This window comes from Bradyrhizobium sp. B097 (assembly GCF_038957035.1).
GTDB lineage: Bacteria > Pseudomonadota > Alphaproteobacteria > Rhizobiales > Xanthobacteraceae > Bradyrhizobium.
The window spans coordinates 7,959,263-7,983,316 of the sequence record NZ_CP152412.1; the positions used below are offsets into that span (position 1 = coordinate 7,959,263).

At 64.7% G+C, this 24,054-nt stretch carries 18 protein-coding genes, 1 tRNA gene and 1 pseudogene; 13 read left to right on the top strand and 7 right to left on the bottom strand.

What is annotated here, in order from left to right; genetic code table 11:
- The first annotated feature begins 152 nt into the window (after nt 1-152).
- The gene (locus AAFG07_RS36580) at nt 153-395 is read left to right on the top strand and encodes a hypothetical protein (RefSeq protein ID WP_342724489.1); all 243 of its coding nucleotides are present in this window, start codon (nt 153-155) and stop codon (nt 393-395) included.
- 316 nt (nt 396-711) lie between these two features.
- Here the strand turns inward: AAFG07_RS36580 and AAFG07_RS36585 are convergent, their stop codons facing one another.
- Nucleotides 712-1,146 (bottom strand): hypothetical protein, encoded by a 435-nt coding sequence (locus AAFG07_RS36585; RefSeq protein WP_342724490.1) that lies wholly within the window; start codon nt 1,144-1,146, stop codon nt 712-714.
- Between the two features lie 408 nt (nt 1,147-1,554).
- Here AAFG07_RS36585 and AAFG07_RS36590 point away from each other — a divergent pair, with 408 nt between their 5' ends.
- Both AAFG07_RS36590 and AAFG07_RS36595 read left to right on the top strand, forming a co-directional pair.
- Nucleotides 1,555-3,129: a bifunctional diguanylate cyclase/phosphodiesterase gene (locus AAFG07_RS36590; RefSeq protein WP_342724491.1), complete on the top strand. Its 1,575-nt coding sequence runs from the start codon at nt 1,555-1,557 to the stop codon at nt 3,127-3,129.
- On the top strand, nt 3,129-3,962 hold the full coding sequence (locus AAFG07_RS36595) for a hypothetical protein (RefSeq protein ID WP_342724492.1): 834 nt from the start codon (nt 3,129-3,131) through the stop codon (nt 3,960-3,962). The genes AAFG07_RS36590 and AAFG07_RS36595 overlap by 1 nt, the downstream gene beginning before the upstream one ends.
- Nucleotides 3,963-4,295: 333 nt before the next feature.
- On the opposite strand, the gene AAFG07_RS36600 is transcribed toward AAFG07_RS36595, so the two are convergent.
- Together AAFG07_RS36600 and AAFG07_RS36605 are read right to left on the bottom strand one after the other, a co-directional pair.
- Nucleotides 4,296-4,370: transfer RNA gene (locus AAFG07_RS36600), tRNA-Val, on the bottom strand.
- A 79-nt stretch (nt 4,371-4,449) separates the two neighbouring features.
- On the bottom strand, nt 4,450-4,809 hold the full coding sequence (locus tag AAFG07_RS36605) for a response regulator (RefSeq protein WP_092123795.1): 360 nt from the start codon (nt 4,807-4,809) through the stop codon (nt 4,450-4,452).
- A gap of 305 nt (nt 4,810-5,114) precedes the next feature.
- Here AAFG07_RS36605 and AAFG07_RS36610 point away from each other — a divergent pair, with 305 nt between their 5' ends.
- From AAFG07_RS36610 to AAFG07_RS36620, 3 genes are all read left to right on the top strand, one after another.
- Nucleotides 5,115-6,002 (top strand): N-formylglutamate amidohydrolase, encoded by an 888-nt coding sequence (locus AAFG07_RS36610; RefSeq protein ID WP_342724493.1) that lies wholly within the window; start codon nt 5,115-5,117, stop codon nt 6,000-6,002.
- 562 nt (nt 6,003-6,564) lie between these two features.
- The gene (hisN, locus tag AAFG07_RS36615) at nt 6,565-7,344 is read left to right on the top strand and encodes a histidinol-phosphatase (RefSeq protein ID WP_342724494.1); all 780 of its coding nucleotides are present in this window, start codon (nt 6,565-6,567) and stop codon (nt 7,342-7,344) included.
- Nucleotides 7,345-7,431: 87 nt separating this feature from the next.
- Nucleotides 7,432-8,415 (top strand): tripartite tricarboxylate transporter substrate binding protein, encoded by a 984-nt coding sequence (locus AAFG07_RS36620; protein WP_342724495.1) that lies wholly within the window; start codon nt 7,432-7,434, stop codon nt 8,413-8,415.
- A gap of 9 nt (nt 8,416-8,424) precedes the next feature.
- Here the strand turns inward: AAFG07_RS36620 and AAFG07_RS36625 are convergent, their stop codons facing one another.
- Nucleotides 8,425-9,318: a LysR family transcriptional regulator gene (locus AAFG07_RS36625; RefSeq protein ID WP_176529113.1), complete on the bottom strand. Its 894-nt coding sequence runs from the start codon at nt 9,316-9,318 to the stop codon at nt 8,425-8,427.
- A gap of 91 nt (nt 9,319-9,409) precedes the next feature.
- On the opposite strand from AAFG07_RS36625, the gene AAFG07_RS36630 reads away from it, so the two are divergent.
- Entirely contained in the window at nt 9,410-10,162 is a 753-nt protein-coding gene (locus tag AAFG07_RS36630) for a sulfite exporter TauE/SafE family protein (RefSeq protein WP_342724496.1), read from the top strand.
- A 67-nt stretch (nt 10,163-10,229) separates the two neighbouring features.
- On the opposite strand, the gene AAFG07_RS36635 is transcribed toward AAFG07_RS36630, so the two are convergent.
- Nucleotides 10,230-10,865 carry a LysE family translocator gene (locus tag AAFG07_RS36635; RefSeq protein WP_342724497.1) on the bottom strand — a complete coding sequence of 212 codons (636 nt, stop codon included), beginning with the start codon at nt 10,863-10,865 and terminating at the stop codon, nt 10,230-10,232.
- A gap of 240 nt (nt 10,866-11,105) precedes the next feature.
- On the opposite strand from AAFG07_RS36635, the gene AAFG07_RS36640 reads away from it, so the two are divergent.
- Together AAFG07_RS36640 and AAFG07_RS36645 are read left to right on the top strand one after the other, a co-directional pair.
- Nucleotides 11,106-12,905 carry a tetratricopeptide repeat protein gene (locus tag AAFG07_RS36640; RefSeq protein ID WP_342724498.1) on the top strand — a complete coding sequence of 600 codons (1,800 nt, stop codon included), beginning with the start codon at nt 11,106-11,108 and terminating at the stop codon, nt 12,903-12,905.
- A 60-nt stretch (nt 12,906-12,965) separates the two neighbouring features.
- A complete protein-coding gene (locus AAFG07_RS36645) occupies nt 12,966-13,631 on the top strand; it encodes a hypothetical protein (RefSeq protein WP_342724499.1) in 666 nt (221 codons plus the stop codon).
- A 63-nt stretch (nt 13,632-13,694) separates the two neighbouring features.
- Here AAFG07_RS36645 and AAFG07_RS36650 read toward each other — a convergent pair whose 3' ends face one another.
- Entirely contained in the window at nt 13,695-14,642 is a 948-nt protein-coding gene (locus AAFG07_RS36650) for an alpha/beta hydrolase (RefSeq protein ID WP_342724500.1), read from the bottom strand.
- Between the two features lie 220 nt (nt 14,643-14,862).
- On the opposite strand from AAFG07_RS36650, the gene AAFG07_RS36655 reads away from it, so the two are divergent.
- Nucleotides 14,863-15,339, top strand: coding sequence for an Hsp20 family protein (locus tag AAFG07_RS36655; RefSeq protein WP_342724501.1), 477 nt, complete (start codon nt 14,863-14,865; stop codon nt 15,337-15,339).
- 182 nt (nt 15,340-15,521) lie between these two features.
- Here AAFG07_RS36655 and AAFG07_RS36660 read toward each other — a convergent pair whose 3' ends face one another.
- Nucleotides 15,522-16,325, bottom strand: coding sequence for a hypothetical protein (locus AAFG07_RS36660; protein ID WP_342724502.1), 804 nt, complete (start codon nt 16,323-16,325; stop codon nt 15,522-15,524).
- A gap of 470 nt (nt 16,326-16,795) precedes the next feature.
- Between AAFG07_RS36660 and gltB the strand changes: the two genes are divergently transcribed.
- The 3 genes and pseudogenes from gltB to AAFG07_RS36675 all read left to right on the top strand — a co-directional run bounded on the left by gltB (nt 16,796) and on the right by AAFG07_RS36675 (nt 24,045).
- Nucleotides 16,796-21,559 (top strand): glutamate synthase large subunit, encoded by a 4,764-nt coding sequence (gltB, locus tag AAFG07_RS36665; protein WP_342724503.1) that lies wholly within the window; start codon nt 16,796-16,798, stop codon nt 21,557-21,559.
- Between the two features lie 138 nt (nt 21,560-21,697).
- Complete coding sequence (locus tag AAFG07_RS36670) at nt 21,698-23,155, top strand: glutamate synthase subunit beta (protein WP_342724504.1); 1,458 nt, start codon at nt 21,698-21,700, stop codon at nt 23,153-23,155.
- A gap of 191 nt (nt 23,156-23,346) precedes the next feature.
- Nucleotides 23,347-24,045 (top strand): annotated as a pseudogene (locus AAFG07_RS36675) (haloacid dehalogenase type II).
- Nucleotides 24,046-24,054 lie beyond the last annotated feature (9 nt).

A 24,054-nucleotide genomic window follows, 5' to 3' on the forward strand; every position in this document is an offset into this window, starting at 1 on the left:
GGGGGCGCATTCCCAAGGTTGCGTCGCCGGCCGCTGACGGGCAGGCGAATTTCTGGCGGACAAGGAAGCAGCATTTTCGGATGCGGACATCACCCGCTTACGCCGGCCGCTCCTGATAGGGCCGATGGGTCCTGCGGCAGTCGGGCTCACACATGGCATTCATCATTGTCGCGTCATTTCCGGACCCGGCCCGGAAGGCCCGTCGCCGAGTCGGCCTGACTGATCTAGGGAACAATCTGAGCGAGAACCAGAGCGGCGGCAACGCGCTCGTTGAAGAAATCCAAAATTGCATTCGCGCGATGCGATCGGGCAACGCATCATCGCAGGGACTTCAGAAAATTTTCTCGATCTTCGCGCTGAGACGAAATGAATGTCGGGAGAGCGCAGCAACTTAAGCACGGTACATGACACATCGCGAATCCCGCGCACGGGATTCGCGTCGACCGCGCCCGAAGACGCTTGCCTAATCATGCGGCATTCCACCACGTGCGACGTGAATGCGATCGATGGGAACGGAACACGCGCGCCGCACGGGGCGCACATGTTGTGGCACGCTGCGGCATCTTCATATGAACGTCGAGATGACGAAAGTAACAATGGCTCATCATATTCGTCGGCGAACACGCCCGCTATGCCGGCGGGGCGAACCTGATCGCCGGCACCTGCAACACCAGCGACGGAGCAGGCGGTCCTCGATCGGGCGCCGCCCGGCTATGCCTTGGCTTGCCCGATATGGTCGAGCCATGCCGCAAAGCGCGGATGCTTCGCGAACCTGCCTTGCACGACCGCCAACTCCTGCTGGAACACCGGCAGCGAGAGCACCCGTTCGATGTCGGGCTCCCTGATCTTCCAGATTCCCGGCGGAACGAAGCCGTGCACCTTGAGCTCGTAGAGCTCAAAGATCGAGAAGATGAATTCATGCACAATTCGGCGCTCGTCCGGCGTCATCTCGATGACGTCGCCGGCGCCCTCGTCATGGAACGCCGACGTTGGCAGGCGACGCCGCAAATCGGATATGCGCTCGGAATATCTCAGGAAGATGTCGGCTCCCAGACGCCGGTTGTTGGTATGCAGCGCCGTGTAGATCGCGGTGATGCCGACGACGATGGTCCCGAGCGTCATGAACTTCAGGATATGATCGAGCACTGCGATGCCTCCTTCGACCTTCCGTGATCGCGCCAGGAGCCCTGTGCAACCTGTGTTCCGCGCCCTTTATTGCCCGGGGCGCCGTGATCGTCGAGATGTGGATCACCGATTTGCCCAACCGCACAAGTCTATCGTCCAAGCCGCCTTCGATGGCTCCCGGCAGCACAGGGGTTCTCACCGGGGAGGTCTGCCGCGCCCCGGCGCCCGTTCCGAATGGCCATGCGTCGGCACGGCGGCAATTTGGCCCTCGACGAAAGTCGCAACAAATGGGCGGCGCGCCCGTCGTAGATTTGTAACCATCTTGCAAATCGTTATCGCGCAAAAGTCGCGGGCAGCCTTCACGCTACCTTTTGCAAACTCCAAACTGCCTACCGTCGCCGGATATTATAGTGGATTGGGGATCGGCAGATGGTTGGACTGCGGCCGAATATTTCAATACGGCTCGGGGCCGCGATCAGGGAACAGCATTCGGGCGTTGAGCGCGATCTCGCCGTTCCATCGGTCGGAACAAACCCGGAGGTCGAGCGCCTGCGCGGCGTCGTTGCACGCCTGATGCACACGGCCGCGCATGACCAGCTGACCGGACTTCCGACGCGCAGCCTGCTGCTCGAGCGGCTGGATCGTGAACTGGCGCGCGAAGCCGATGACGGCGCGCGGATCGCGGTTCTGTTCGTCGATCTCGACAACTTCAAGCTCGTCAACGATTCACTCGGCCATAGCAGCGGCGACGAGGTGCTGTCCGAAATGGCCCGGCGCATCCTTGGCTGTCTCGGGCCGGAAGATACTGCGAGCCGGTTCGGCGGCGACGAGATGGTCGTTCTCCATCCGCGCGCCTCGGACTCCTCCGGAGCGGAACTCGGCAAGCGGATCCTTGCAGCGCTGGCGGAGCCGATCCTGCTCTCCGGCAAGGAAGTCGTGGTATCGGCAAGCGTGGGGCTCGCGCACTGCAAGCCCGGCACGAAGTGCGCCGAACAATTGCTGCGCGAGGCGGACACTGCCCTCTACGCGGCAAAGGTCCGCGGCCGTGCCCGATTGGCCGAGTTCAACGACGAGCTGCATGCCCGCGCCGAGAAGCGTGTTCAAATCGAATCCGATTTGCGGGCGGCGCTACGGGAATCGCAGCTGTTCGTGGAGTATCAGCCGCAAGTCCGCCTGAAAGATGGACGCGTGGTCGGCGTCGAGGCGCTGGTGCGCTGGCGACATCCCGAGCGTGGCATCATCTCGCCCGCCGACTTCATCCCTGTCGCCGAGGAATGCGGGCTCATCGTCAAGATCGGACGGCAGGTGTTGCAGGAATCCTGTCGCCAGCTCGCCGAGTGGACGAGGCTGATGCCGGGCTGCCCGCTGGCCATGACCGTGAACGTGTCGCCGCGCGAGATCGCGGAGCCGACCTTCATCCAGGAGCTCCGCCAGACTCTCGCCAGCACCAATGTCGATCCGACCGCCCTGTGTCTCGAAATCACCGAAAGCGTCATGATGAGCGCCCCGGAGGAGGTCGTCCAGGTGCTCGATCAGATCCGGCAGCTCGGCGTGTTCGTCGCGATCGACGATTTCGGCACCGAGCACTCATCGCTGTCGCGCCTGCGCGACATGCCGGCCGAGGTTCTGAAGATCGACCGCAGCTTCATCGACGGTCTCAGCAGCGAGCCCGGCGATACGGCGATCGTATCGTCGATCCTGAGCCTCGCCTACGCGATGGGCAAGCACACCATCGCCGAGGGCGTCGAACGAAGTGAGCAGGCGGCAATGCTGCTCCGCATGGGTTGCGACGTTGCCCAGGGCTATTTCTTTTCGCGGCCGGTTGCCGCCGAACAGATCGCGCCGATGCTGACCAGGGCACTCTGGCATCCGAGTTCGGGACGCGCGCTGCACGCCGCGCAGCCGGTGGAAGGACCGGTGCGGCGCGGCCATCATTATTTCATCGACGAATTCCTTGATCACATCGGGGCTCCCATGGGCACCAAGGCGACGGTCTCGCGATGATGTATCTCGTCATCGGTCTCAGCAATCTGGCGATCGGCCTGGCTTACGCCGGCCTCGGCGTATTGTCGGCCTGGGAAACGGTCAGCCTGCACCGTTACCGCGGCTGGTCCCGCTTCGGTATCGGATTTTCGATGATGGCGGCAAGCTGCGGGCCGCATCATCTGGTGCACGGCTTCCAGGTGCTGCAGGGCGAAAGCGTGTCCTGGTCGATGCTCGCCGTCACCTTGCTCGGGCTGCCGGCAGGTTTGACATTTGTGTTCCTGCGGTTCGAGACGATATTGGGTGGCCAGGGCGAGCGATTAATCGCCCTCTCGCCGCATCGCGCGATGTTGCTGGTCGGCGGCTTCGCCATCACGGCAGGCTGGCTGGCAGCCTGGGCGATGGCCCAACCCGGCGCAAACATCCCGTTCCTTTGCACGTCGGCCGAGCTTGCCGCGCGCGCGACGATGCCGAGCACCTGGATCGACGTCGCCTCCGCGACGTTCTACGCTAATGTGTTCGTCACCGTGACCTACGGCTTGGTCGGCTGGTATCTGGCTGACCATCAGGTGCGCCGCTATCTGGCGACCGGTGTGTGGTCGCTATCGGGGGCCGCATTGGCGGGCGTCTTCTTCAGCTGCGGCTTGATCCATCTCATTGACGCGACGACTCACGGCAGCGGATCGATGCTCGTGTTCGACCTGATCGGCATTCCCGCCTCGGTTTATTTCCTCTGGGTCGTCGAGCAGTTGCACTGCGACTCCGTGCTGGACTGGAATCGACGTCCGCTGGTCGGCGCCGCGGCCGCGCCGGCGCGGCCCTCACCCTGGAGCGGCAGGAACCTGCAGCACTGACCGGCCTTGTGGGTGCGATCGGCACCCGGCTTTGCCTGCGCCCTCTTCAAGAGCGAGGGCGAGACGAAAGGCAAGACTCGGACAGATCATGCCGCGAGAATGCGGAAGTTTGACTCACCGCCGCGCCAACAATCTCGATGTCGTCCCTGCGGAAGCAGGGACCCATAACCACGAATGGTTGGTGTTGGGCGATCATGGCGACGCTTGGCGCGCCGAGCGTAGCTCGCGGCCACAGTCCGTCTACGCTTTCACTTCGTTCAAGCTACGCCGGACACGCTTCGACCTGAAGGTCTCCGCGTGGCTGCGCCACGCGAAGCCCTTCAGGGCGAAGCGTGGTGGGTGCGACAGGGATCGAACCTGTGACCCCTACCATGTCAAGGTAGTGCTCTCCCGCTGAGCTACGCACCCAAAGCCGTGTTTGGATCGGGTCCCTATAACGGACGGCGGCGGGGCAGGCAAGGATACAAAGTGAAGGTTTTTTGGCGAATCAGGCCGCCAGCAACTTATTCACTTCGCTAACCAATTCCCGGAGGTGCACGGGCTTGGATAGCACCTTGGCGTTTTTCGGCGCCTCCGAATCGGAATTGAGGGCCACCGCGGCAAAGCCGGTGATGAACATGATCTTGATATCGGGATCGAGTTCCGAGGCACGGCGCGCCAGCTCGATGCCGTCCATCTCGGGCATCACGATGTCGGTGAGCAGCATTTCGAACGGCTCCTCACGCAGCCGCTGATAGGCCGACATGCCGTTGTCGTGCGGCGAGACCTTGAAACCCGCATTTTCCAGTGCCTTGACCAGAAAGCGGCGCATATCGGTGTCGTCTTCGGCGAGAAGAATTTTCGGCATGGCAGGGATCGTCGAATCCGGCTTGAGGAGCAGTCCGAACAGTAAGCCCGACAGACGGTAAATTTCGGGTGAAATTTGCGTCAAGCCATCGGCGAATGCGCGCCAGCCACTTGTGGACCGAACCACGCATCGAATCAACCTTGTGCGGCATTTCCCGCCTTTAAGACGCGTTCCAGCCCGCGCCACACTCTTTTCACTTGGCAGAATGATCGCGATTACCGACAATGCCCGCCCATAAATCTCCGCTTTTCCGGCAGAATCAGTTCTTGCGGGGCGAGGCGGACGCAAGGGACGGCGCCAAGGGAATGACCGAATTTGCTGGCGAGTTGTCGCCCCCGTTCGAGATCGTTGAGCCGCAGGCCTGGCGCGCGCCGATCATCTTCAATTCCCCGCATTCGGGCTCGATCTACCCGGCCGAGTTCCTCGAGGCGTCGCGAATCGACGTGGCGTCGCTGCGCCGCTCCGAAGACTCCTTCATGGACGAGTTGATCGCCGGATTGAGCGATCGCGGCTTTCCGATCATCCGGGTCAACTTCCCGCGTTCCTATGTCGACGTGAACCGCGAGCCCTATGAGCTCGACCCGCGCATGTTCACCGGGCGGCTGCCGAGCTTTGCCAACACGCGCTCGATGCGGGTGGCCGGCGGCCTCGGCACCATCCCGCGCGTGGTCGGCGACGGCCAGGAGATCTACCGCGAGCGGCTCGATGTCGACGAGGCGCTGCGGCGGATCGAGGTGCTCTACAAGCCCTATCACCGCGCACTGCGCCGGCTGATCAACAAGGCGCACCAAGCGTTCGGTGCCGTGATTTTGGTCGATTGCCATTCGATGCCGTCGGTCGGGGTATCGCGCGACGAGCCGCGCCGGCCCGACATCGTGATCGGCGACCGCTACGGCACGAGCTGCGCGCCGCTGCTGCCCGACCTGGTCGAGGAGATGATGAGTTCGCTCGGCTATTCGGTCGGCCGCAACAAGCCCTATGCCGGCGGCTTCATCACCGAGCATTACGGCAACCCGGCGAGCGGCCTGCACACCGTGCAGATCGAGCTCAACCGCGCGGTCTATATGGATGAGCGCCAACGCGAGCGCGGACCGCGCTTCGCCCAGGTGGCGGCCGACTTTGCGTCGCTCGCGGATGCGCTCGCGAAAATTCCGTTCGGGGATCTCGGCCCGTTCCAGGCGGCAGCGGAGTAAATCCTTCGTCGGCCACCCGTGGTGCCGATGAAGTCATGAACCAAGAATTCAAATTGGCGACGCGATAAGCGCCGAAGTGGATTCTCAGTTCACTCGCGGAAATGACGGCCCAAAGAAAAAAGGGCCGCTTGAATGAACAAGCGGCCCAAGTCTAGGGAGGAAACGCCCAAGGAGGGCAGCGATAGCGCGAGGCGCTACCGCACCGCAACAATATGCGACCGCGCTGCACAAAACGCAAGAACTTTCGAAACATTTCTTCTGTAATGTTGGTAAGTCTGGCGAAACTGCAACACGACCAGATGACTGAATTAAGATGTTGAATATCAACATCTTACACAAGAAATCGCGATCGGACAGCGTTCAGCGCATAGCTTGTATACCAGAACTCGCAACTTCGTGATCCGCCCCGAAGCCAGGGAGACTTTCGAATCGAAGCCAAATCGAAAGTCCGGAACCGAGTCATCAGGCTGGGATAACACTCCGTTAATCGTGCGCGCCGCCTGGGATTGAGCTAGGCAAGAGCACATCCTATCGCGTCGTTTGCGCACTTCAGGGACATGCCGTGACGGTCATCGACTTTACCGCCTTCATCGGCCGCCTCGCGACCGCATCCGGCGAAACCATCCTGCCCTTCTTCCGCACCTCGCTCTCGGTCGACAACAAGAGCTCGAGCGATTTCGATCCGGTCACCGAGGCGGACCGGGCCGCGGAAGCCGTGATGCGGCGGCTGATCAAGGCGAACTTCCCCCAGCACGGCATCGTCGGCGAGGAATTCGGCAATGAGCGCCAGGACGCCGACTATGTCTGGGTGCTCGATCCGATCGACGGCACGAAGTCCTTCATCGCCGGCTTTCCGATCTGGGGCACGCTGATCGCGCTGCTGCATAAAGGTACGCCGGTATTCGGCATGATGCACCAGCCCTATATCGGCGAGCGCTTCTCCGGCGACAACGGTTCGGCGAATTACGCGGGGCCGTCGGGCGCGCGACGGCTCTCGGTGCGGCGCTGCGCCTCGCTGAAGGAGGCGACCGTCTTCACCACCAGCCCGCTGCTGATGAATCCGGATGACCGCGCCCGCTTCGGCAGCGTCGAGCATGCGGCGCGCCTGTCGCGCTACGGCGGCGACTGCTACTCCTATTGCATGCTCGCGGCCGGCCATCTCGACCTCGTGGTCGAAACCGAGCTGAAACCCTACGACATTGCCGGCCTGATCCCGATCGTCACCGGCGCCGGCGGCGTCGTCACCACCTGGGACGGCAAGCCGGCGCAAGGCGGCGGCCGCATCATCGCAGCCGGTGACCCACGCGTGCACGAAGCCGCGATGAAGCTGCTCAACGCCTGATCCTTGCTCCGTCTGATTTCTTGAATTGCCGGGCGATTGATCTGCGCCCATCCTGACGGCAACGAGAAAAGTCAGGGATGGGCGCACATGACGATTTGCGGCAGGCTACTGGCAGCCATTCTCCTGCTTCTCGCGCCCGTCACCGCCAGCGCCCAGCAGTTCCCGGCCAAGGCGTTCCCGACGAAGCCGATCCGGCTGATTGTGCCGTTCCCGCCCGGCGGGCCGAACGACATCATCGCACGGGTGATCGGGCAGAAGATCTCGGAACTGGTGAAGCAGCCGATCATCGTCGACAACCGCGCCGGCCAGGGCGGCGTGCTCGGCACCGATGCGGTCGCGAAGGCCGCTCCCGACGGCTACACGGTTGCGATCGCGAGCGCCGGCGCGCTGGCGATCAGCCCGAGCATGGAGAAGGTCGCCTACGACACGCTGAAAGATCTTGCGCCGGTGACGCTGGTCGCGACCGTGCCGGAGATGCTGGTTGTCGCCACCGACGTACCGGCAAAGAACATGAGCGAGCTGGTCGCGCTCGCCAAGGCGCAGCCGGGCAAGCTCAACTTCGCCTCCTCCGGCCCCGGCAGCCTGCCGCATCTGGCCTGCGAATTGTTCAAGCTGACGGCGAAGATCGACATCGTGCATGTGCCCTATCGCGGCGCTGCGTCGGCGGTGAACGACCTGTTGGGTCAGCAGGTGCAGATGACCTTCCTTGACCTGCCGGTGATCCTGCCGCAGATCAAGGCGGGCACGCTGCGGCCGATCGCGCTCGGCGGCCGCGAGCGCGCCCCGACCGCGCCCGACGTGCCGACCACGACCGAGGCCGGCATGCCTGACCTGATCATCGAGAACTGGTACGGCATGATCGCGCCCGCCGGAACGCCGCCGGCGATCGTCACCAGGCTGAACCAGATCGCCACCGAAGCGATGGCTGATCCGGCGGTCAAGGCAAAACTCGCCGAGCAAGGCCTGACACTGGTCGGCGACACGCCGGAGCATTTCCGCGACTTCGTCGCCGCCGACATCAAGCGATGGGCGAAGGTGATCCAGGACGCCGGCGTGGTGACGGCGAAGTAGAGCAAGCCGTCAGCGCTGCGCTTCGGCCCGCAGATACTCCACCAGCTGCTTGGCCGCGCGCGGCAGCGCCTTGAAGCTGCGCGCGCAGATGGTCAGCCGGCGGTTGGCCCAGGCATCGCGGATCCGGATCGTTGTGATCGGCATCGCCGCCGCGCAGCGCCGCGCCGCGGTTTCCGGGATCACCGCGATGCCGACATCGGCAGCAACCATCTGGCAGATGGCGTCGAAGCCGCGCAGGCGGGCGCGGAAGCGCAGCCGCGCACCAAGTTTTGCCGCGTGCCGCGAAATATGGACCTGCAGCGCGGACGTCGCCGTGAGGCCGACGAAATCGCGGCCGACCACCTCCTGGAAGTCGATCTGGCGGCGGCCGCCGAGATCACTGCGGCGCGACGCCACCAGCATCAGGCGGTCCTCGCTGAACAGGAAACGCTCGACGCTGTCGGGCAGCGCGTGTTCGGCGGCAAAGCCGAGATCGGCGGCGCCGCTGGCGATCGCGGTCGCGATATCGGTGCTCTCGCGCTCCTCGACGTCGACGCTGATATCGGGATGCTCATGAAGGAACGCCGCCAGCGCCCGCGGCAGATGCTCCGACAGGCCCGAGGTGTTGGCGAGCAACAGCACGTTGGCGCGGACGCCGCTGGCATAGGCGGCGAGATCACTCTGCAGGGCCTCGACATTATGCATCACGATCCGCGCGTGACCGAGCAGGCTCTCGCCCGCCGCCGTCAATTCGACGCCGCGACGGCCGCGCTTGAGCAGCGCGACACCGAGCGCCTCCTCAAGGCCCTTGATCCGCTCGCTGGCCGAGGCTAGCGCAAGGTTTGCGCGCGCCGCGCCCTGGGTGATGCTGCGCGCATCCGAAACCGCGATGAACAATTGCAAGTCGATCAGGTCGAACCGCATGACGTTTCCCGCCCCGCCCTTCGGACTGTCCGAAGGCTAACTCCGTAACCTCCAGATTGTGCCGATCGGCGCGATCGGTCAATGTGCAGTCATGGTCGACCATCTCCTGATCTTCATCGCTTTCGCCTTCCTGCTCGCCGGCTTCGTCAAGGGTACGCTCGGCCTCGGTCTGCCGACGGTCGCGATGGGACTGCTGGCAACCACGATGGCACCGGGTCAGGCGATTGCGATCGTGATCGTGCCGGCGATCGTCACCAATATCTGGCAGACCTTCGTCGGCCTCTATCTGCGCGACATCCTCAAGCGGCTGTGGCCGCTGATGCTCGGCACCGTCGTTGGAATCTGGATCAATGCCGGACTATTGACCGGGCCTTACGCGGCTTACGGCACTGTTGTGCTCGGCGCGCTGCTGGTGATCTACGCGATCGTCGGCCTGAGCAGATTCAACTTCAAGGTCGCGCGGCGCCACGAGAAATGGGTCGGCGGCATCGTCGGCGTCGTCACCGGGCTGATCTCGGCGGCAACCGGCGTCCAGGTCATTCCCTCGATGCCGTTCATGCAGGCGATCGGCATGGACAAGGACGAACTGGTGCAGGCGCTCGGCGTCTTCTTCACCACCGCGACCATCGCACTCGCCTTCAATCTCACCGCCTCGGGCCTGCTGACCGCGGCCACCGCGCTGCCAGGAGCGGTCGCGATGGTGGCGTCGTTCACCGGCATGTTCATCGGCCAGGCGGTCCGCACACGGATGCAGCCGGACGTCTTCCGCCGCTGGTTCCTGATCTCGATGATCCTGCTCGGCATCTATCTGGCCGGCAGTGCGCTGCTCAAGATCCACGGCTAGAGATTCTTGTTTGACGCGTTTTCTTCACGCGAACCGGTAGCCACTTCGCTCGAAAACGCTCTAGCGGCTAGCGCGCCTCCAGCATCGCGACGCGGACGCCGAGATAGATGAAGAGCGCCCCGAGCGAACGGTTGATCCAGGCGATCACGCCGGTCGATTGCCGGATGCGGCCGGCTGCCCGCGCCGCAAAGGCCGCGAGGCCAAGACACCACAGCGTGCCGCCGGTGATGAAGATCAGCCCGAGCACCAGGAAGGCGAGCGTCTTGTGGGCTGAGTCCGCCGCCACGAATTGCGGCAGGAATGCCAGGAAAAACAGCGCCACCTTGGGGTTGAGGATGTTGGTCAGCGCGCCCTGCCAGAACACGCGCGAGATCGAGGTCTCGCCACCCTGCCCGGCGATGTCCGCGATCGGCTTGGCGCGCGACAGCAGCATCTGCAGCCCGGTCAGCACCAGATAGGCCGCGCCGATCAGCTTGACGGCCAGGAACGCGGTCGACGACGTCATCAGCAGCGCCGACAGCCCGATCGCCGCGCCCAGCACGTGGACCAGGCAGCCGCAGCTGATACCGATCGCCGCAGCGGCGCCGCCGCGCCATCCGTGCTGAATCGTGCGCCCTATGATATAAGCGGTATCCGGCCCCGGTGTGACGTTGAGCAGCAGCCCGGACAGGACAAACAGCCAAAGCTCGTGAATTCCCAGCATCTCGGCCACATTATCCTATGTAAGTAACGAACCCGAAAGGACGGTCAGCCAACCTGCGCCATCGCAGCGACACACGAATTCAGTAGAGAAACGGACTGTACGATCCGTTGGTCGCATGCCAATTCCTGCTACTATGCATTATAGGTGCCCGTAAACCGAGCTTCCGCCGGACCCGGCCTGTCTTGTAAGTATCGGATTCGGTCACCTCGGCTAAGTGGCCAATTCCAGGGCACAGGAGACATGGAAAGACGGCTCGCTGCCATTCTTTGCGCTGATATCGCCGGCTATTCCCGCATGATGGGTGTCGACGAGGCGGGGACGCATGCCTCGTTCAAGGCGCACCGCAGCGCGATTTACCCGATCATCCTCAACCATGGCGGCCGAATCGTCAAAAACACCGGCGACGGCTTCCTGCTGGAATTTCCGAGCATCATCGGCGCGATCGAGGCTGCCGTCGCGATGCAGACCCTGATGGCCGAGCGCAACGAACATCTGCCGGCCGACCGCGCCATGCACTTCCGGATGGGCGTCCACATGGGCGACGTCATGGCCGACGAGGACGAGGTGTTCGGCGACGACGTCAACATCGCCGTCCGTCTCGAGACCGTCGCCGTGCCCGGTGGCGTCGCGGTGTCGGACAAGGCCCGCACCGAGTCAGGGCGGCGGCTTGCCGTCACCTTGGTCGATGCCGGCCCGCACCGCTTCAAGAACATCACCGAGCCGGTCCATGTCTGGACCTGGGCGCCGGCCGGATCCGATCTGCAGGAGAAGACGCCGGATGACGGCCCGCATCTGCCGGGCCAATACCGGACCGCGATCGTCGGTGTGCTGCCGTTCGACAATCTGAGCGGCGGCGCCGACGAATATTTCTCCGACGGCCTGACCGAGGATCTGATCCACGCGCTGTCGCTGCAATCCTTCTACCGCGTGCTGAGCCGCAACTCGACCTTCGCCTACAAGGGCAAGAACGTCTCGACCCGCCTGATCGCGCGCGAAATCGACGCGAGCTATCTGATCCAGGGCTCGGTGCGCCGCGCCGGCAACAAGATCCGCGTCTCCGCCGAGTTGATCGCGCCCGAGAAGGGCGAGCAGCTGTGGACCGGCCGCTACGACCGCGACATGGGCGACCTGTTCGCGATGCAGGACGAGATCACCGCCAACCTCTCCGCTGCGGTTGCCCAGGAGATCTACCGCGCCGAGGCCTCGGCACCGGCGCGCTCGCCGAACGCCGAACTGACCGCGTGGGATCGCTTCCTGAAGGGCCTGTCGCACTACTATCACCAGACCAAGGACGATTGCGAAACCGCGATCGCGCTGTTCAAGGAGGCGATCGAGCTCGACCCCGCGCTGTCGATCGCGCGCGCCTATCTCGCGCTGATCCAGATCCAGAGTATCCAGTTCGGCTGGATTCCGAGCACGCGCGAATTGTGGGCCTCGTCGGTTAGCCTGGCCGAGAGCAGCGTCCGGCTCGACCCGCGCTCCTCGTTCGCATTTTCGCTGCTGGCCTATCTGCATGCGATGCAGGGCCACTACGAAGCCGCGATGGACGCCATCAAGCGGGCGATCGAGCTCAACCCCTACGACATGGGCGCCCGCGGCGTGCTTGGAATCTGCCATATGGTGATCGGCGATCATCGCAAGGCGGTCGATCTGTTCTCGACGGCGGTTCAGCGCGGCAACAGCGACCCACGCTACCAATGGGCCGCACTGAACGCGTTCAGTCATTATCTGCTCGGTCAATATGACGCATCGCTGTCATGGTCGCGCGAGGGGCTGTATCTCAACCCGAACCATCTGCAGTGCCTGGCGGTGCGCAGCGCCGCGCTCGCCCAGCTCGGCCGCGCCGACGAAGCCGCGCAGGCGGCCGAAGCGCTGCTCGCCAATCATCCCGGTCTCACCGTCGAACGTCATTTGCGCAATTTCCACTGGAAGAACCCGGCCGACATCGCGCTCTATCGCGATGGCCTCTTGAAAGCCGGCCTTCCCTTCGGCAAACTCGCTCTGGTTGCATCCAATTCGAAATTCGCCGCTGATTCCTGAGCGAATTCATCCACCGGTAATGGATGCTTTTTAAGCTGAAGCTTTTCAGGATGTGGTTTGATGTCCGATACGGCTGCAAGCGCGGCACCCGCCCCGCAGGTTTCCCCTGACAATCCCTGCCCGTTCCTGCGTGCGCTGGTCGCCGGCGACTATGTCGGCGGCCATATCGTGCCGCTGCCGAAGCTGACCGAAACCATCGACCGCGCCACCGGCAAGACCGGCCTTCCGGCGCTCAGCGCCGGCGCCAAGATCTTCATGGTCGCGCAGATGGCCAACGGCATCGGCCCCTTCAGCCAGGTTCGCAGCCTGTTGCAGGGCGCGATCCTCGACGAATTGCGCAATGGCCCGCTCGACAAGCACGGCGCCGGCTCGCGCATCCTCGACCAGCATGCCGTCGTGCATGAGGACGAGATCGCGCGGCTCGCCACCTTCGGCACGGACCACAAGGCCCCCGACGGCAGCGTCGAACGCGGGCTGTCGGCCTCCGAGATCAAGACCTTCATGGCGGCAAACTTCCAGCGCGCCAAGGACGAGCATCCGGCGTCCTCGTCCTACGCGATCCTGCACTGCTACTATCCGCTCCTGATGCTCGGCGAGTGGCCGGTGCTGCTCGACATCATGGGCAAGGGCGAAGGCAAGGAGCGCTATCTCAGCGTCGCCGAGGTCAGGACCTTGTTCGTGGAAAAGCGCTTTCCCGACCGGATCGTCGCGCTGCTGCAGGGCTAGATTTCTTTTTGACGCGTTTTCTTCACGCGAACCGGCATCCACTTCGCTCGAAAACGCTATGGTTCACTTGAACAGCGGCGTGCCCGGCACGAAGGCGTCGAACGCCGCCCAGAATTGCGCGCGGTAGCGATCCTGCTCCTGCAGGATCTCGTGCTTGGAGCCGGCGATCACGAGATGCGAGCCGGCGCGCAAATGGTAGGCGAACTCCTCGATCGCCGCCGTCGACACCACCTCGTCATTGCTCGCCGCCAGCATCAGGATCGGCTGGCGGATTTCGGTCGGATACGACATGCCGCGGAAGGTGCGCATCGCGGTGAACGCGGTGTCGGCCCAGGCGATCGTCGGCGCCGCGATGCCGAGCGTCGGGTCTTCTTCCAGGATCGCCGCGTTGCGGGCGTGGCGCACCGGGTCGCTGGTCACGGGATTGCCAATGAAGGGCGCGAGGCCGACCAGCTCATCGCCGCCGCCCGGAACGTAGCGGCCGCCCTGCCCGGCCAGCCGCATGATCCGCAGCAGCGCGCTCGGAAACAACGACACGCGCCGGCGCGGCAGGTCGATCATCGGCGCCGACAGCACCATGCGGTCGAACCAGCGCTTGCCGGCATGCGCGACCCGCAGCAGGACGGCGCCGCCCATCGAATGCGCCAGCGCGAAATAGGGCGGCGGGCAATCCGGCAGCACCACCTGCTGCACGAAGGTCTCGACATCGACCTCGTAGTCGGCGAAGTCGCGCACGTAACCCTTGCGCGGATCGCGCAGCCGCCGCGACGAGTGGCCCTGCCCGCGCCAGTCGATCATCGCCACCGCAAAGCCGCGGTCGCGCAGGTCGCGCACGGTCTCGAAGTATTTCTCGATCATCTCGCCGCGGCCGCCGAACACGCAGACCGTGCCCTTGCGGCCTGGCGGCGGCGCCCAGCGCGCGAAGCGCAGCTCGGCCCCGTCGGGTGTCTTGATGGTGCCACTGACAACGTCGTCCGGAACCGGGTTGGCGGGGATCGAGACGAGCGTCATGCAGGAGACCGGAGTGGAGGGACAGGGTGGAGATCAAGGACGCCGGCGCCGAGAAAAGCGACGCGGTTTCCGCCTCTTGAACGCGACGTGACCCCTCCCATATCACTTCAGTGCAGGCCGCTACCAGTGTTTCGGAACCGGAACATCAGGCTGCACACATCTAAGCCCGGCCCGATGGCGGGCGGGTAACTGAAACAGTCGCTCATTGGAGGACTACCCTATGCGTAGCTACGACCTCACTCCGTTCTATCGTTCCACCGTCGGCTTCGACCGCCTCTTCAGCCTGCTCGATCAGGTGACCTCGGACGGCAGCCCCGGCTATCCCCCCTACAACATCGAGCGCACCGGCGAGAATGCTTACCGGATCAGCGTTGCGGTCTCCGGCTTCTCGCAAGCCGAGCTTTCGATCGTCGCGAAAGAGAACACGCTGACGATCAAGGGCGAGAAGACCGCCAACGAGAACTCCGGCAACAGCGCCGCAGTGCTCTATCGCGGCATCGCCTCCCGCGCCTTCGAGCGCGTCTTCCAGCTTGCCGACTTCGTGCAGGTGAAGAACGCTTCGCTCGAGAACGGCCTGCTCCACGTCGATCTCGTCCGCGAGATTCCCGAGGCCAAGAAGCCCCGCAGCATTCCGATCGGCGGCGGCGAGAAGGCCCCGCAGGTGGTTGACGGCTCGGCCAGCAAGGTCGCGGCCTAAGCGACACATCCCGCGTCGGCAGATATTGGCTGAACGCGAAAACGGCCCGGGGAAACCGGGGCGTTTTTTGTTGCGAAGGGCCGTAGCCCGGATGGAGCGGAGCGCAATCCGGGGGGACGTTCTCCGCGACGGGACCGCCCCGGATTGCGCTACGCTCCATCCGGGCTACGCAGCGACCTCTGTCACTCCAGCCCCTGCACCTTCGGCATCGCCTGGGTCGGCAGGATTGCGGGCGCAGGCGGCGGCGGAGCGGCCTGACCGACGGTCGGAGCCTCGGCTTGCTGAACGGCCTGCGGCGCGGCCGCCTGGGCTTCGGCCGGCTTCGGCGTCGCCGTGGCCTGCTCGGCCGGCGCGGGTGCGGTGGCCTGGGCCGGCGCAGGCTGCTGCGCAGTGGTCGGGGCGACGGCGGCCTGAGCCGCCGGCGCGGGAGCCTGGGCCGCCGCCGGCGCCGGACCTGGCGCTGACTTGGCCGCAAGCGGGCTCCGCTTCGGCACCGGCACGCGGCTGGCGACATGCGGGATCGGAAGCGGTGGCCGCGGCACCCTTGCCTGGATCGCCCGCGGCATCGGGCCGACCGGGCCGTAGGTCGCGCTCATCTCCTCCTCGAAGTTGTCGCCGAGCCGGTAGGCCGGGGTGAAGCGGACGATGTGCCCGTCGCGCGCATCGATCACCAGCCGGCCGTCGTCGCCGCCCTGGTCGATCACCGAGATCGTGTAGACGAAGCCGCGCTGCTGGGGCGCGCCGAGCGGCAGATAGCCGTTCTCGCGCAGCACGGTGTAGACCTCGACCGGCGGCAGCAGGCTCGGGACGCGGCCGAAGCGCGGCGGCGGCGGAACCTCGGGCATGGCGGCGTAGGGTCCGCCCATGTCGGATACCCTGACGAAAGACGGGCTGCCAATCCGGACGGACGTCACCGGCTGCGCCTGGGCCGAGGCTGCGCTGAACGCGAGCGCGGCGGCTGCAACCGAACCTGTGAACAACTTCATCGCCGTAACTCCTGTCTGGCCCGCCTCTCGGAGCTTCCCGCTCTCTTGCCGGCTTGCCGGGCAAAATTTCGGTTTGAATTCCGGCGGTCCTTGGTCCCTCCTTGGGCCAGATCACGGCGTGTTTGCTTCGAATCAGGGGCGCGGCAGGCCCGCCGAGCTGTCCGATCCAAGCATGCGGGCGAGGACTTCCTCGCGCTTGTGTGATAGACAAAAATTTGGCAAGGTCGAGGTTAGGACAGCAGAGCTGTCTCAATTTCGAGGCCATTCCGGCATAGGGATTGCAACGAAACCTCGGCGCCCCGGGCTCCGAGAATGCTGCAGGCAGGGCCGTCCCCTAGGGGACGTTGAAACGCCCGTCGCCTGAATTTAGGAAAATGCGGCTCGCGGCGGACGAGCGGTGGCCCGGTGGGTGCCGCAACGTCCAAGGTGCGCCAAATACGGTGAGGCCCCTTACGAAAGGGAGAGGACACATGAGCGGATCGGAATTCGAGCGCGAAACCATCGTGACAGGCATGCTGTCGGCGACCGCGGACTCGAAAGCCGCCGATGTCGCGCATGATGCGTCCTATGGGCCGCACACCCCCGAGCTTCACACCTGGCGCCCGCAGGCCGAAGGCCTGTACGACCTGAGCCTGGAAAAGGATTCCTGCGGCGTCGGCTTCATCGCCAACATCAAGGGCCAGAAGTCGCATCAGATCGTCTCCGACGCGCTGAGCATCCTGTGCAACCTCGAGCATCGTGGCGCTGTCGGCGCCGATCCGCGCGCCGGTGACGGCGCCGGCATCCTGGTGCAGATCCCGCACGCCTTCTTCGCGCGCAAGGCCTCCGAGCTCGGCTTCAAGCTGCCGAAGCCCGGCGAATACGCCATCGGCGCGCTGTTCATGCCGCGCGATGCCGCGTGGCGGAACGTGATCAAGAGCATCATCGCCGACGAGATCAAGAACGAGGGCTTCAAGCTGCTCGGCTGGCGCGACGTGCCGTCGGACAACTCGTCGCTCGGCGTCACGGTGAAGCCGACCGAGCCCTATCACATGCAGGTCTTCATCGGCCGTAACAATGCGGTCAAGACCGAGGACGATTTCGAGCGCCGGCTCTATATCCTGCGCAAGTCGATCTCGCAGGCGATCTATCAGCGCCGCGACCGCGGCATGGCGGGCTACTATCCGTGCTCGCTGTCGTGCCGCACCGTGATCTACAAGGGCATGTTCCTCGCCGACCAGCTCGGCAAGTACTATCCCGACCTGCACGAAGCGGATTTCGACAGCGCGCTGGCGCTGGTGCATCAGCGCTTCTCGACCAACACCTTCCCGACCTGGTCGCTGGCGCATCCCTACCGGATGATCGCCCATAACGGCGAGATCAACACGCTGCGCGGCAACGTCAACTGGATGGCGGCGCGGCAGGCCTCCGTGCATTCGGAGCTCTACGGCAAGGACATCAGCCGTCTGTGGCCGATCTCCTATGAAGGCCAGAGCGACACCGCCTGCTTCGACAACGCGCTCGAATTCCTGGTGCAGGGTGGTTACTCGCTGCCGCATGCCGTGATGATGATGATTCCGGAAGCGTGGGCCGGCAATCCCCTGATGGATGAGCAGCGCCGCGCCTTCTACGAATATCATGCCGCGCTGATGGAGCCGTGGGACGGCCCCGCCGCGATCGCCTTCACCGACGGCCGCAAGATCGGCGCGACGCTCGACCGCAACGGCCTGCGCCCCGCGCGCTACCTCGTCACCAAGGACGACCGCATCGTGATGGCGTCCGAAATGGGCGTGCTGAAGATTCCGGAGGACCAGATCGTCACCAAGTGGCGGCTGCAGCCCGGCAAGATGCTGCTCGTCGACCTCGAGCAGGGCCGCCTGATTCCCGACGACGAGATCAAGGCCGACCTCGCCAAGAGCCATCCCTACAATGACTGGCTGCACCGCACCCAGATCCAGCTTGAGGAGCTGCCGGATGCGCCGACCAAGGGCGTGCGCTCGAACCTGCCGCTGCTCGATCGCCAGCAGGCGTTCGGCTACAGCCAGGAAGACATCACGATCCTGATGACGCCGATGGCGGCCACCGGTGAGGAGGCAGCCGGCTCGATGGGCAACGACACGCCGATCTCGGCGCTGTCGGACAAGCCGAAGCAGCTGTTCACCTACTTCAAGCAGAACTTCGCGCAGGTCACGAACCCGCCGATCGACCCGATCCGCGAAGAGATCGTGATGAGCCTCGTCTCGATCATCGGGCCGCGGCCGAACCTGTTCGACCTGCAGGGCGTCGCCTCGACCCAGCGCCTCGAAGTGCGGCAGCCGATCCTGACCGATGCCGACCTTGAGAAGATCCGCTCGATCTCCGACGTTCCCGAGACCCACTTCAAGTCGCGCACGCTCGACACCACCTTCCACGCCGGCTTCGGCGCGGCGGGCATGGAGCAGGTGCTCGACGAGCTCTGCGCCCGCGCCGAGGGCGCGGTGCGCGAGGGCATCAACATCATCATCCTGTCGGACCGCATGACCGGCACCGACCGGATTCCGATCCCGTCGCTCTTGGCCTGCGCCGCCGTGCATCATCATCTGATCCGCACCGGCCTGCGCACCTCGGTCGGCCTCGTCGTGGAATCCGGTGAGCCGCGCGAAGTGCATCACTTCGCCTGCCTCGCCGGCTACGGCGCCGAAGCGATCAACCCCTATCTCGCGTTCGAAACCATCCTCGCGATGAAGGACCGGCTGCCCGGCGCGCTCGACGACTACGAGATCGTCAAGCGCTACATCAAGTCGATCGGCAAGGGCCTGCTCAAGGTGATGTCCAAGATGGGCATCTCGACCTACCAGTCCTATTGCGGCGCGCAGATCTTCGACGCGGTCGGCCTCAAGGCTGATTTCGTCGCCAAGTATTTCGCCGGCACCCACACCAGGATCGAGGGCGTCGGCCTCGGCGAGATCGCCGAGGAGACCGTGCGGCGCCACACCGACGCGTTCGGTGACGGCCAGATCTACAAGAGCGCGCTCGATGTCGGCGGCGAATATGCCTACCGCACCCGCGGCGAGGACCATGCCTGGACCGCGGAATCGGTCTCGACGCTGCAGCATGCCGTGCGCGGCAACTCGCTGGAGCGCTACCGGGCGTTCGCCAAGATCCTCAACGAGCAGTCCGAGCGTCTGTTGACGCTGCGCGGCCTGTTCCGGATCAAGAGCGCCGAGGACGACAAGCGCAAGCCGATCAAGCTCGAGGACGTCGAGCCGGCCAAGGACATCGTCAAGCGCTTCTCGACCGGCGCGATGTCGTTCGGCTCGATCTCGCGCGAGGCGCACACCACGCTCGCGATCGCGATGAACCGGATCGGCGGCAAGTCGAACACCGGCGAAGGCGGCGAGGAATCCGACCGCTTCAAGCCGCTGCCCAATGGCGACAGCATGCGCTCGGCGATCAAGCAGGTCGCCTCGGGCCGGTTCGGCGTGACGACGGAATATCTCGTCAACTCCGACATGATGCAGATCAAGATGGCGCAGGGTGCCAAGCCCGGCGAAGGCGGCCAGTTGCCCGGCCACAAGGTCGACGCGACGATCGCCCGCGTCCGGCATTCGACGCCGGGCGTCGGCCTGATCTCGCCGCCGCCGCACCACGACATCTACTCGATCGAAGATCTCGCCCAGCTGATCTACGACCTCAAGAACGTCAATCCGGACGGCCAGGTCTCGGTCAAGCTGGTGTCCGAGGTCGGCGTCGGTACGGTTGCCGCCGGCGTCGCCAAGGCACGCGCCGACCATGTCACCATCGCGGGCTTCGAGGGCGGCACCGGTGCCTCGCCGCTCACCTCGATCAAGCATGCCGGCTCGCCGTGGGAGATCGGCCTTGCCGAAACCCATCAGACGCTGGTGCGCCAGCGGCTGCGCAGCCGCATCGCGGTTCAGGTCGACGGCGGTTTCCGCACCGGCCGTGACGTCGTGATCGGGGCGCTGCTCGGGGCCGACGAGTTCGGCTTCGCCACCGCGCCGTTGATCGCGGCGGGCTGCATCATGATGCGCAAGTGCCACCTCAACACCTGCCCGGTCGGGGTCGCGACCCAGGATCCGGTGCTGCGCAAGCGCTTCACCGGCCAGCCCGAGCACGTCATCAACTACTTCTTCTTCGTCGCCGAGGAAGTGCGCGAGATCATGGCGCAGCTCGGCTACAAGACGTTCGACGAGATGGTCGGTCAGGTCCAGATGCTGGACCAGACCGCGCTGGTCTCGCACTGGAAGGCCAAGGGTCTCGATTTCTCCAAGCTGTTCGTGCGGCAGAAGGAGGAGAAGGGCCAGACGATCTATCACTCGGAAAGCCAGAACCACCATCTGGACGCCGTGCTCGACCGCCGGCTGATCGAGCAGGCGCAGGCCGCGCTCGATCGCGGTGCGCCGGTCAAGATCGAGGAAGAGATCAACAACACCGACCGTTCCGCCGGCGCGATGCTGTCGGGCGCAGTGGCCAAGATCTACGGTCATGCCGGCCTTCCGCTCGACACCATCCATGTCGGCCTGAAGGGCACGGCGGGACAGGCGTTCGGCGCCTGGCTCGCCAAGGGCGTCACCTTCGAGCTCGAGGGTGAAGGCAACGACTATGTCGGCAAGGGCCTCTCGGGCGGCTGCATCATCGTCAAGCCGCCGAAGAACTCCGGCATCGTGCCGGAGGAGTCGATCATCGTCGGCAACACCGTGATGTACGGCGCGATCGCGGGCGAGTGCTATTTCCGCGGCATCGCCGGCGAGCGCTTCGCGGTGCGTAACTCCGGCGCGGTCGCGGTCGTCGAAGGCGCCGGCGATCATTGCTGCGAATACATGACCGGCGGCATCGTGGTGGTGCTCGGCAAGACCGGGCGCAACTTCGCGGCCGGCATGTCAGGCGGCATCGCCTATGTGCTGGACGAGAGCGGCGACTTCAACAAGCTCTGCAATCTTTCGATGGTCGAGCTGGAGCCGGTGCTGTCGGAGGAGATGATCAACGCCGACACCTACCACCACTCCGGCGATCTCGAGGCGCATGGCCGGGTCGACGTGTTCCAGAATCTGCTCGACTCCGACGTGGAGCGGCTGCATGTCCTGATCACGCGTCACGCCAAGCTGACGGGCTCAAAGAAGGCGGCCGAGATCCTCGCCGACTGGAAGAGCTGGCTGCCGAAATTCCGCAAGGTGATGCCGGTGGAGTATCGCCGCGCGCTGAAGGAAATGAAGGCCAACGCCGACGCCGAGCCGAAGATCGCGATCGGCGCGTAGTATCACCGGGCGTCATTCCGGGGCGCGCCATTGGCGCGAGCCCGGAATCTCGCCAGACCACTTCGAGACCTCCGGGTCTGCGCCTCGCGGCGCAGCCCGGAATGACGGACAACTGAGATGCAGGGGCATCGGGTTTCAATGGGTAAGATCACAGGTTTTCTCGAGATCGAGCGGCATGACCGCAAGTACGAGCCGGTCGCCGATCGGCTCAAGAACTTCAACGAGTTCGTCATTCCGCTGAGCGAGAAGGACACGCGCGACCAGGCCGCGCGCTGCATGAATTGCGGCATCCCCTATTGCCACGGCACCGGCTCGACCGCGCCGGGCACGCCGGGCTGCCCGGTCAACAACCAGATCCCCGATTTCAACGATCTCGTCTATCAGGGCAACTGGGAAGAGGCCTCGCGCAACCTGCACTCGACCAACAATTTCCCCGAGTTCACCGGCCGGATCTGCCCGGCGCCGTGCGAGGCGTCCTGCACGCTCAACATCGACGACAACCCGGTCACCATCAAGACCATCGAATGCGCGATCGTCGACCGCGCCTGGGACAATGGCTGGCTGAAGCCGGAGATCGCTGCGCAGAAGACCGGCAAGAAGGTCGCCGTGATCGGCTCGGGCCCCGCCGGCATGGCCGCCGCGCAGCAGCTCGCGCGCGCCGGCCACGAGGTGCATGTCTACGAGAAGTTCGCCAAGGCCGGCGGCCTGCTGCGCTACGGCATTCCCGACTTCAAGATGGAGAAGGACATCATCGACCGCCGCGTGGCGCAGATGGAAGCCGAGGGCGTCACCTTCCACTACGGCAAGGCGGTGGGCGGCTCGACGCTAGGTGCGATCGACCCGCAGGAGCTCGCCAAGCAGTATGACGCCGTGGCGCTGACCGGCGGCGCGGAAGCCCCGCGCGACCTGCCGATCCCGGGCCGCGACCTCGACGGCATCCACTTCGCGATGGACTTCCTGCCGCAGCAGAACCGCCGCGTTTCCGGCGAGCCGCTGAACGACGGCCCCGACATCCTGGCCGACGGCAAGCATGTCGTCGTGATCGGTGGCGGCGATACCGGATCGGACTGCATCGGCACCTCGTTCCGGCAAGGCGCGAAGTCCGTGACCCAGCTCGAGATCATGCCGGCGCCGCCCGAGCATGAGAACAAGGGCGTGACCTGGCCGAACTGGCCGCTGAAGATGCGGACGTCGTCGAGCCAGGCCGAAGGCGCGGTGCGCGAATACGCCGTGCTGACCACGAAGTTCGAGGGCAAGGACGGCAAGGTCACCAAGCTGCATTGCGTCAAGGTCGACGACAAGTTCAAGCCGCTGCCCGGCACCGAGTTCACGCTCGACGCCGAGCTGGTGCTGCTGGCGATGGGCTTCGTCCATCCGGTGCACGAGGGCCTGCTCAAGACGCTGGGCATCGAGCTCGACCAGCGCGGCAATGTCCGCGCCTCCCTGCAGGACTACCACACCTCGCGCGCGAAGATCTTCTCCGCCGGCGACATGCGCCGCGGCCAGTCGCTCGTGGTCTGGGCGATCCGCGAAGGCCGCCAGTGCGCACGCTCGATCGATAGCTTCCTGATGGGGAAGACGGACCTGCCGGGGTAAGCACTTCGGCCGTCACGCCGGACACAGCCACACACTGAACTGTCATCGCCCGCGAAAGCGGGCGATCCAGTATTCCAGAGACGTCTGCTGGATATGCCATTTGCATTCTTAATCGAGATCATTGGTTGAATTAATTTCACCATGCCCGTCCCACCTGTCAGGATCGCCATGCATGGCGAGGAATTGGGACGATGCTGGCAGGACCGCGACCGGAATGGCTGACCTTCGATTGCTACGGGACGCTGATCCAATGGGACGAAGGCCTGGCTGCTGCGGTTCGCAGCATCCTTTCCAGCAGCGGAGGATCGGTCGATCCGAATGAGCTCATCGCGATCCACGACCGCCATGAGCATCGGCTGGAGTAGCAGCGCCCGCATATGTCTTTCAAGGACGTCAGTGCCGAAGCGTTGCGCCTGACGATGGCGGAGCTGGCGCTGCCCTTCGAAGCGAGTCACGCGGAGATTTTGACATCGTCGATCAGTGCGATGCCTCCTTTCCCAGAGGTAGTCGGGACGCTGGGCCGCCTCAAGGCAGCGGGCTTGAAGCTTGCGATCATCTCCAACACCGATGATGCGATCATCGCCGGCAACGTCGCGCAACTCGGCGGCCATATCGATCGCGTCATCACCGCCGAGCAGGCCGAAGCCTACAAGCCGTCCGCGCGGATCTTCCAACACGCCTGGAACGCCATCGGTGTCGGCAAGGACAGGCTCCTGCATGTCTGCGCCAGCCCGCATCTCGACCTCGCGGCTGCTCGCGAACTCGGCTTTCGGAGCATCTGGATCGATCGTGGCACGGGGCGGCAGCCCTTGCCGGACTATGTGCCGAACGCAACGGCCAGCGCGCTCGATAAGGTGCCCGAGCTGCTGCGCGCTGCCGGCTGGATGTGACACTGCACC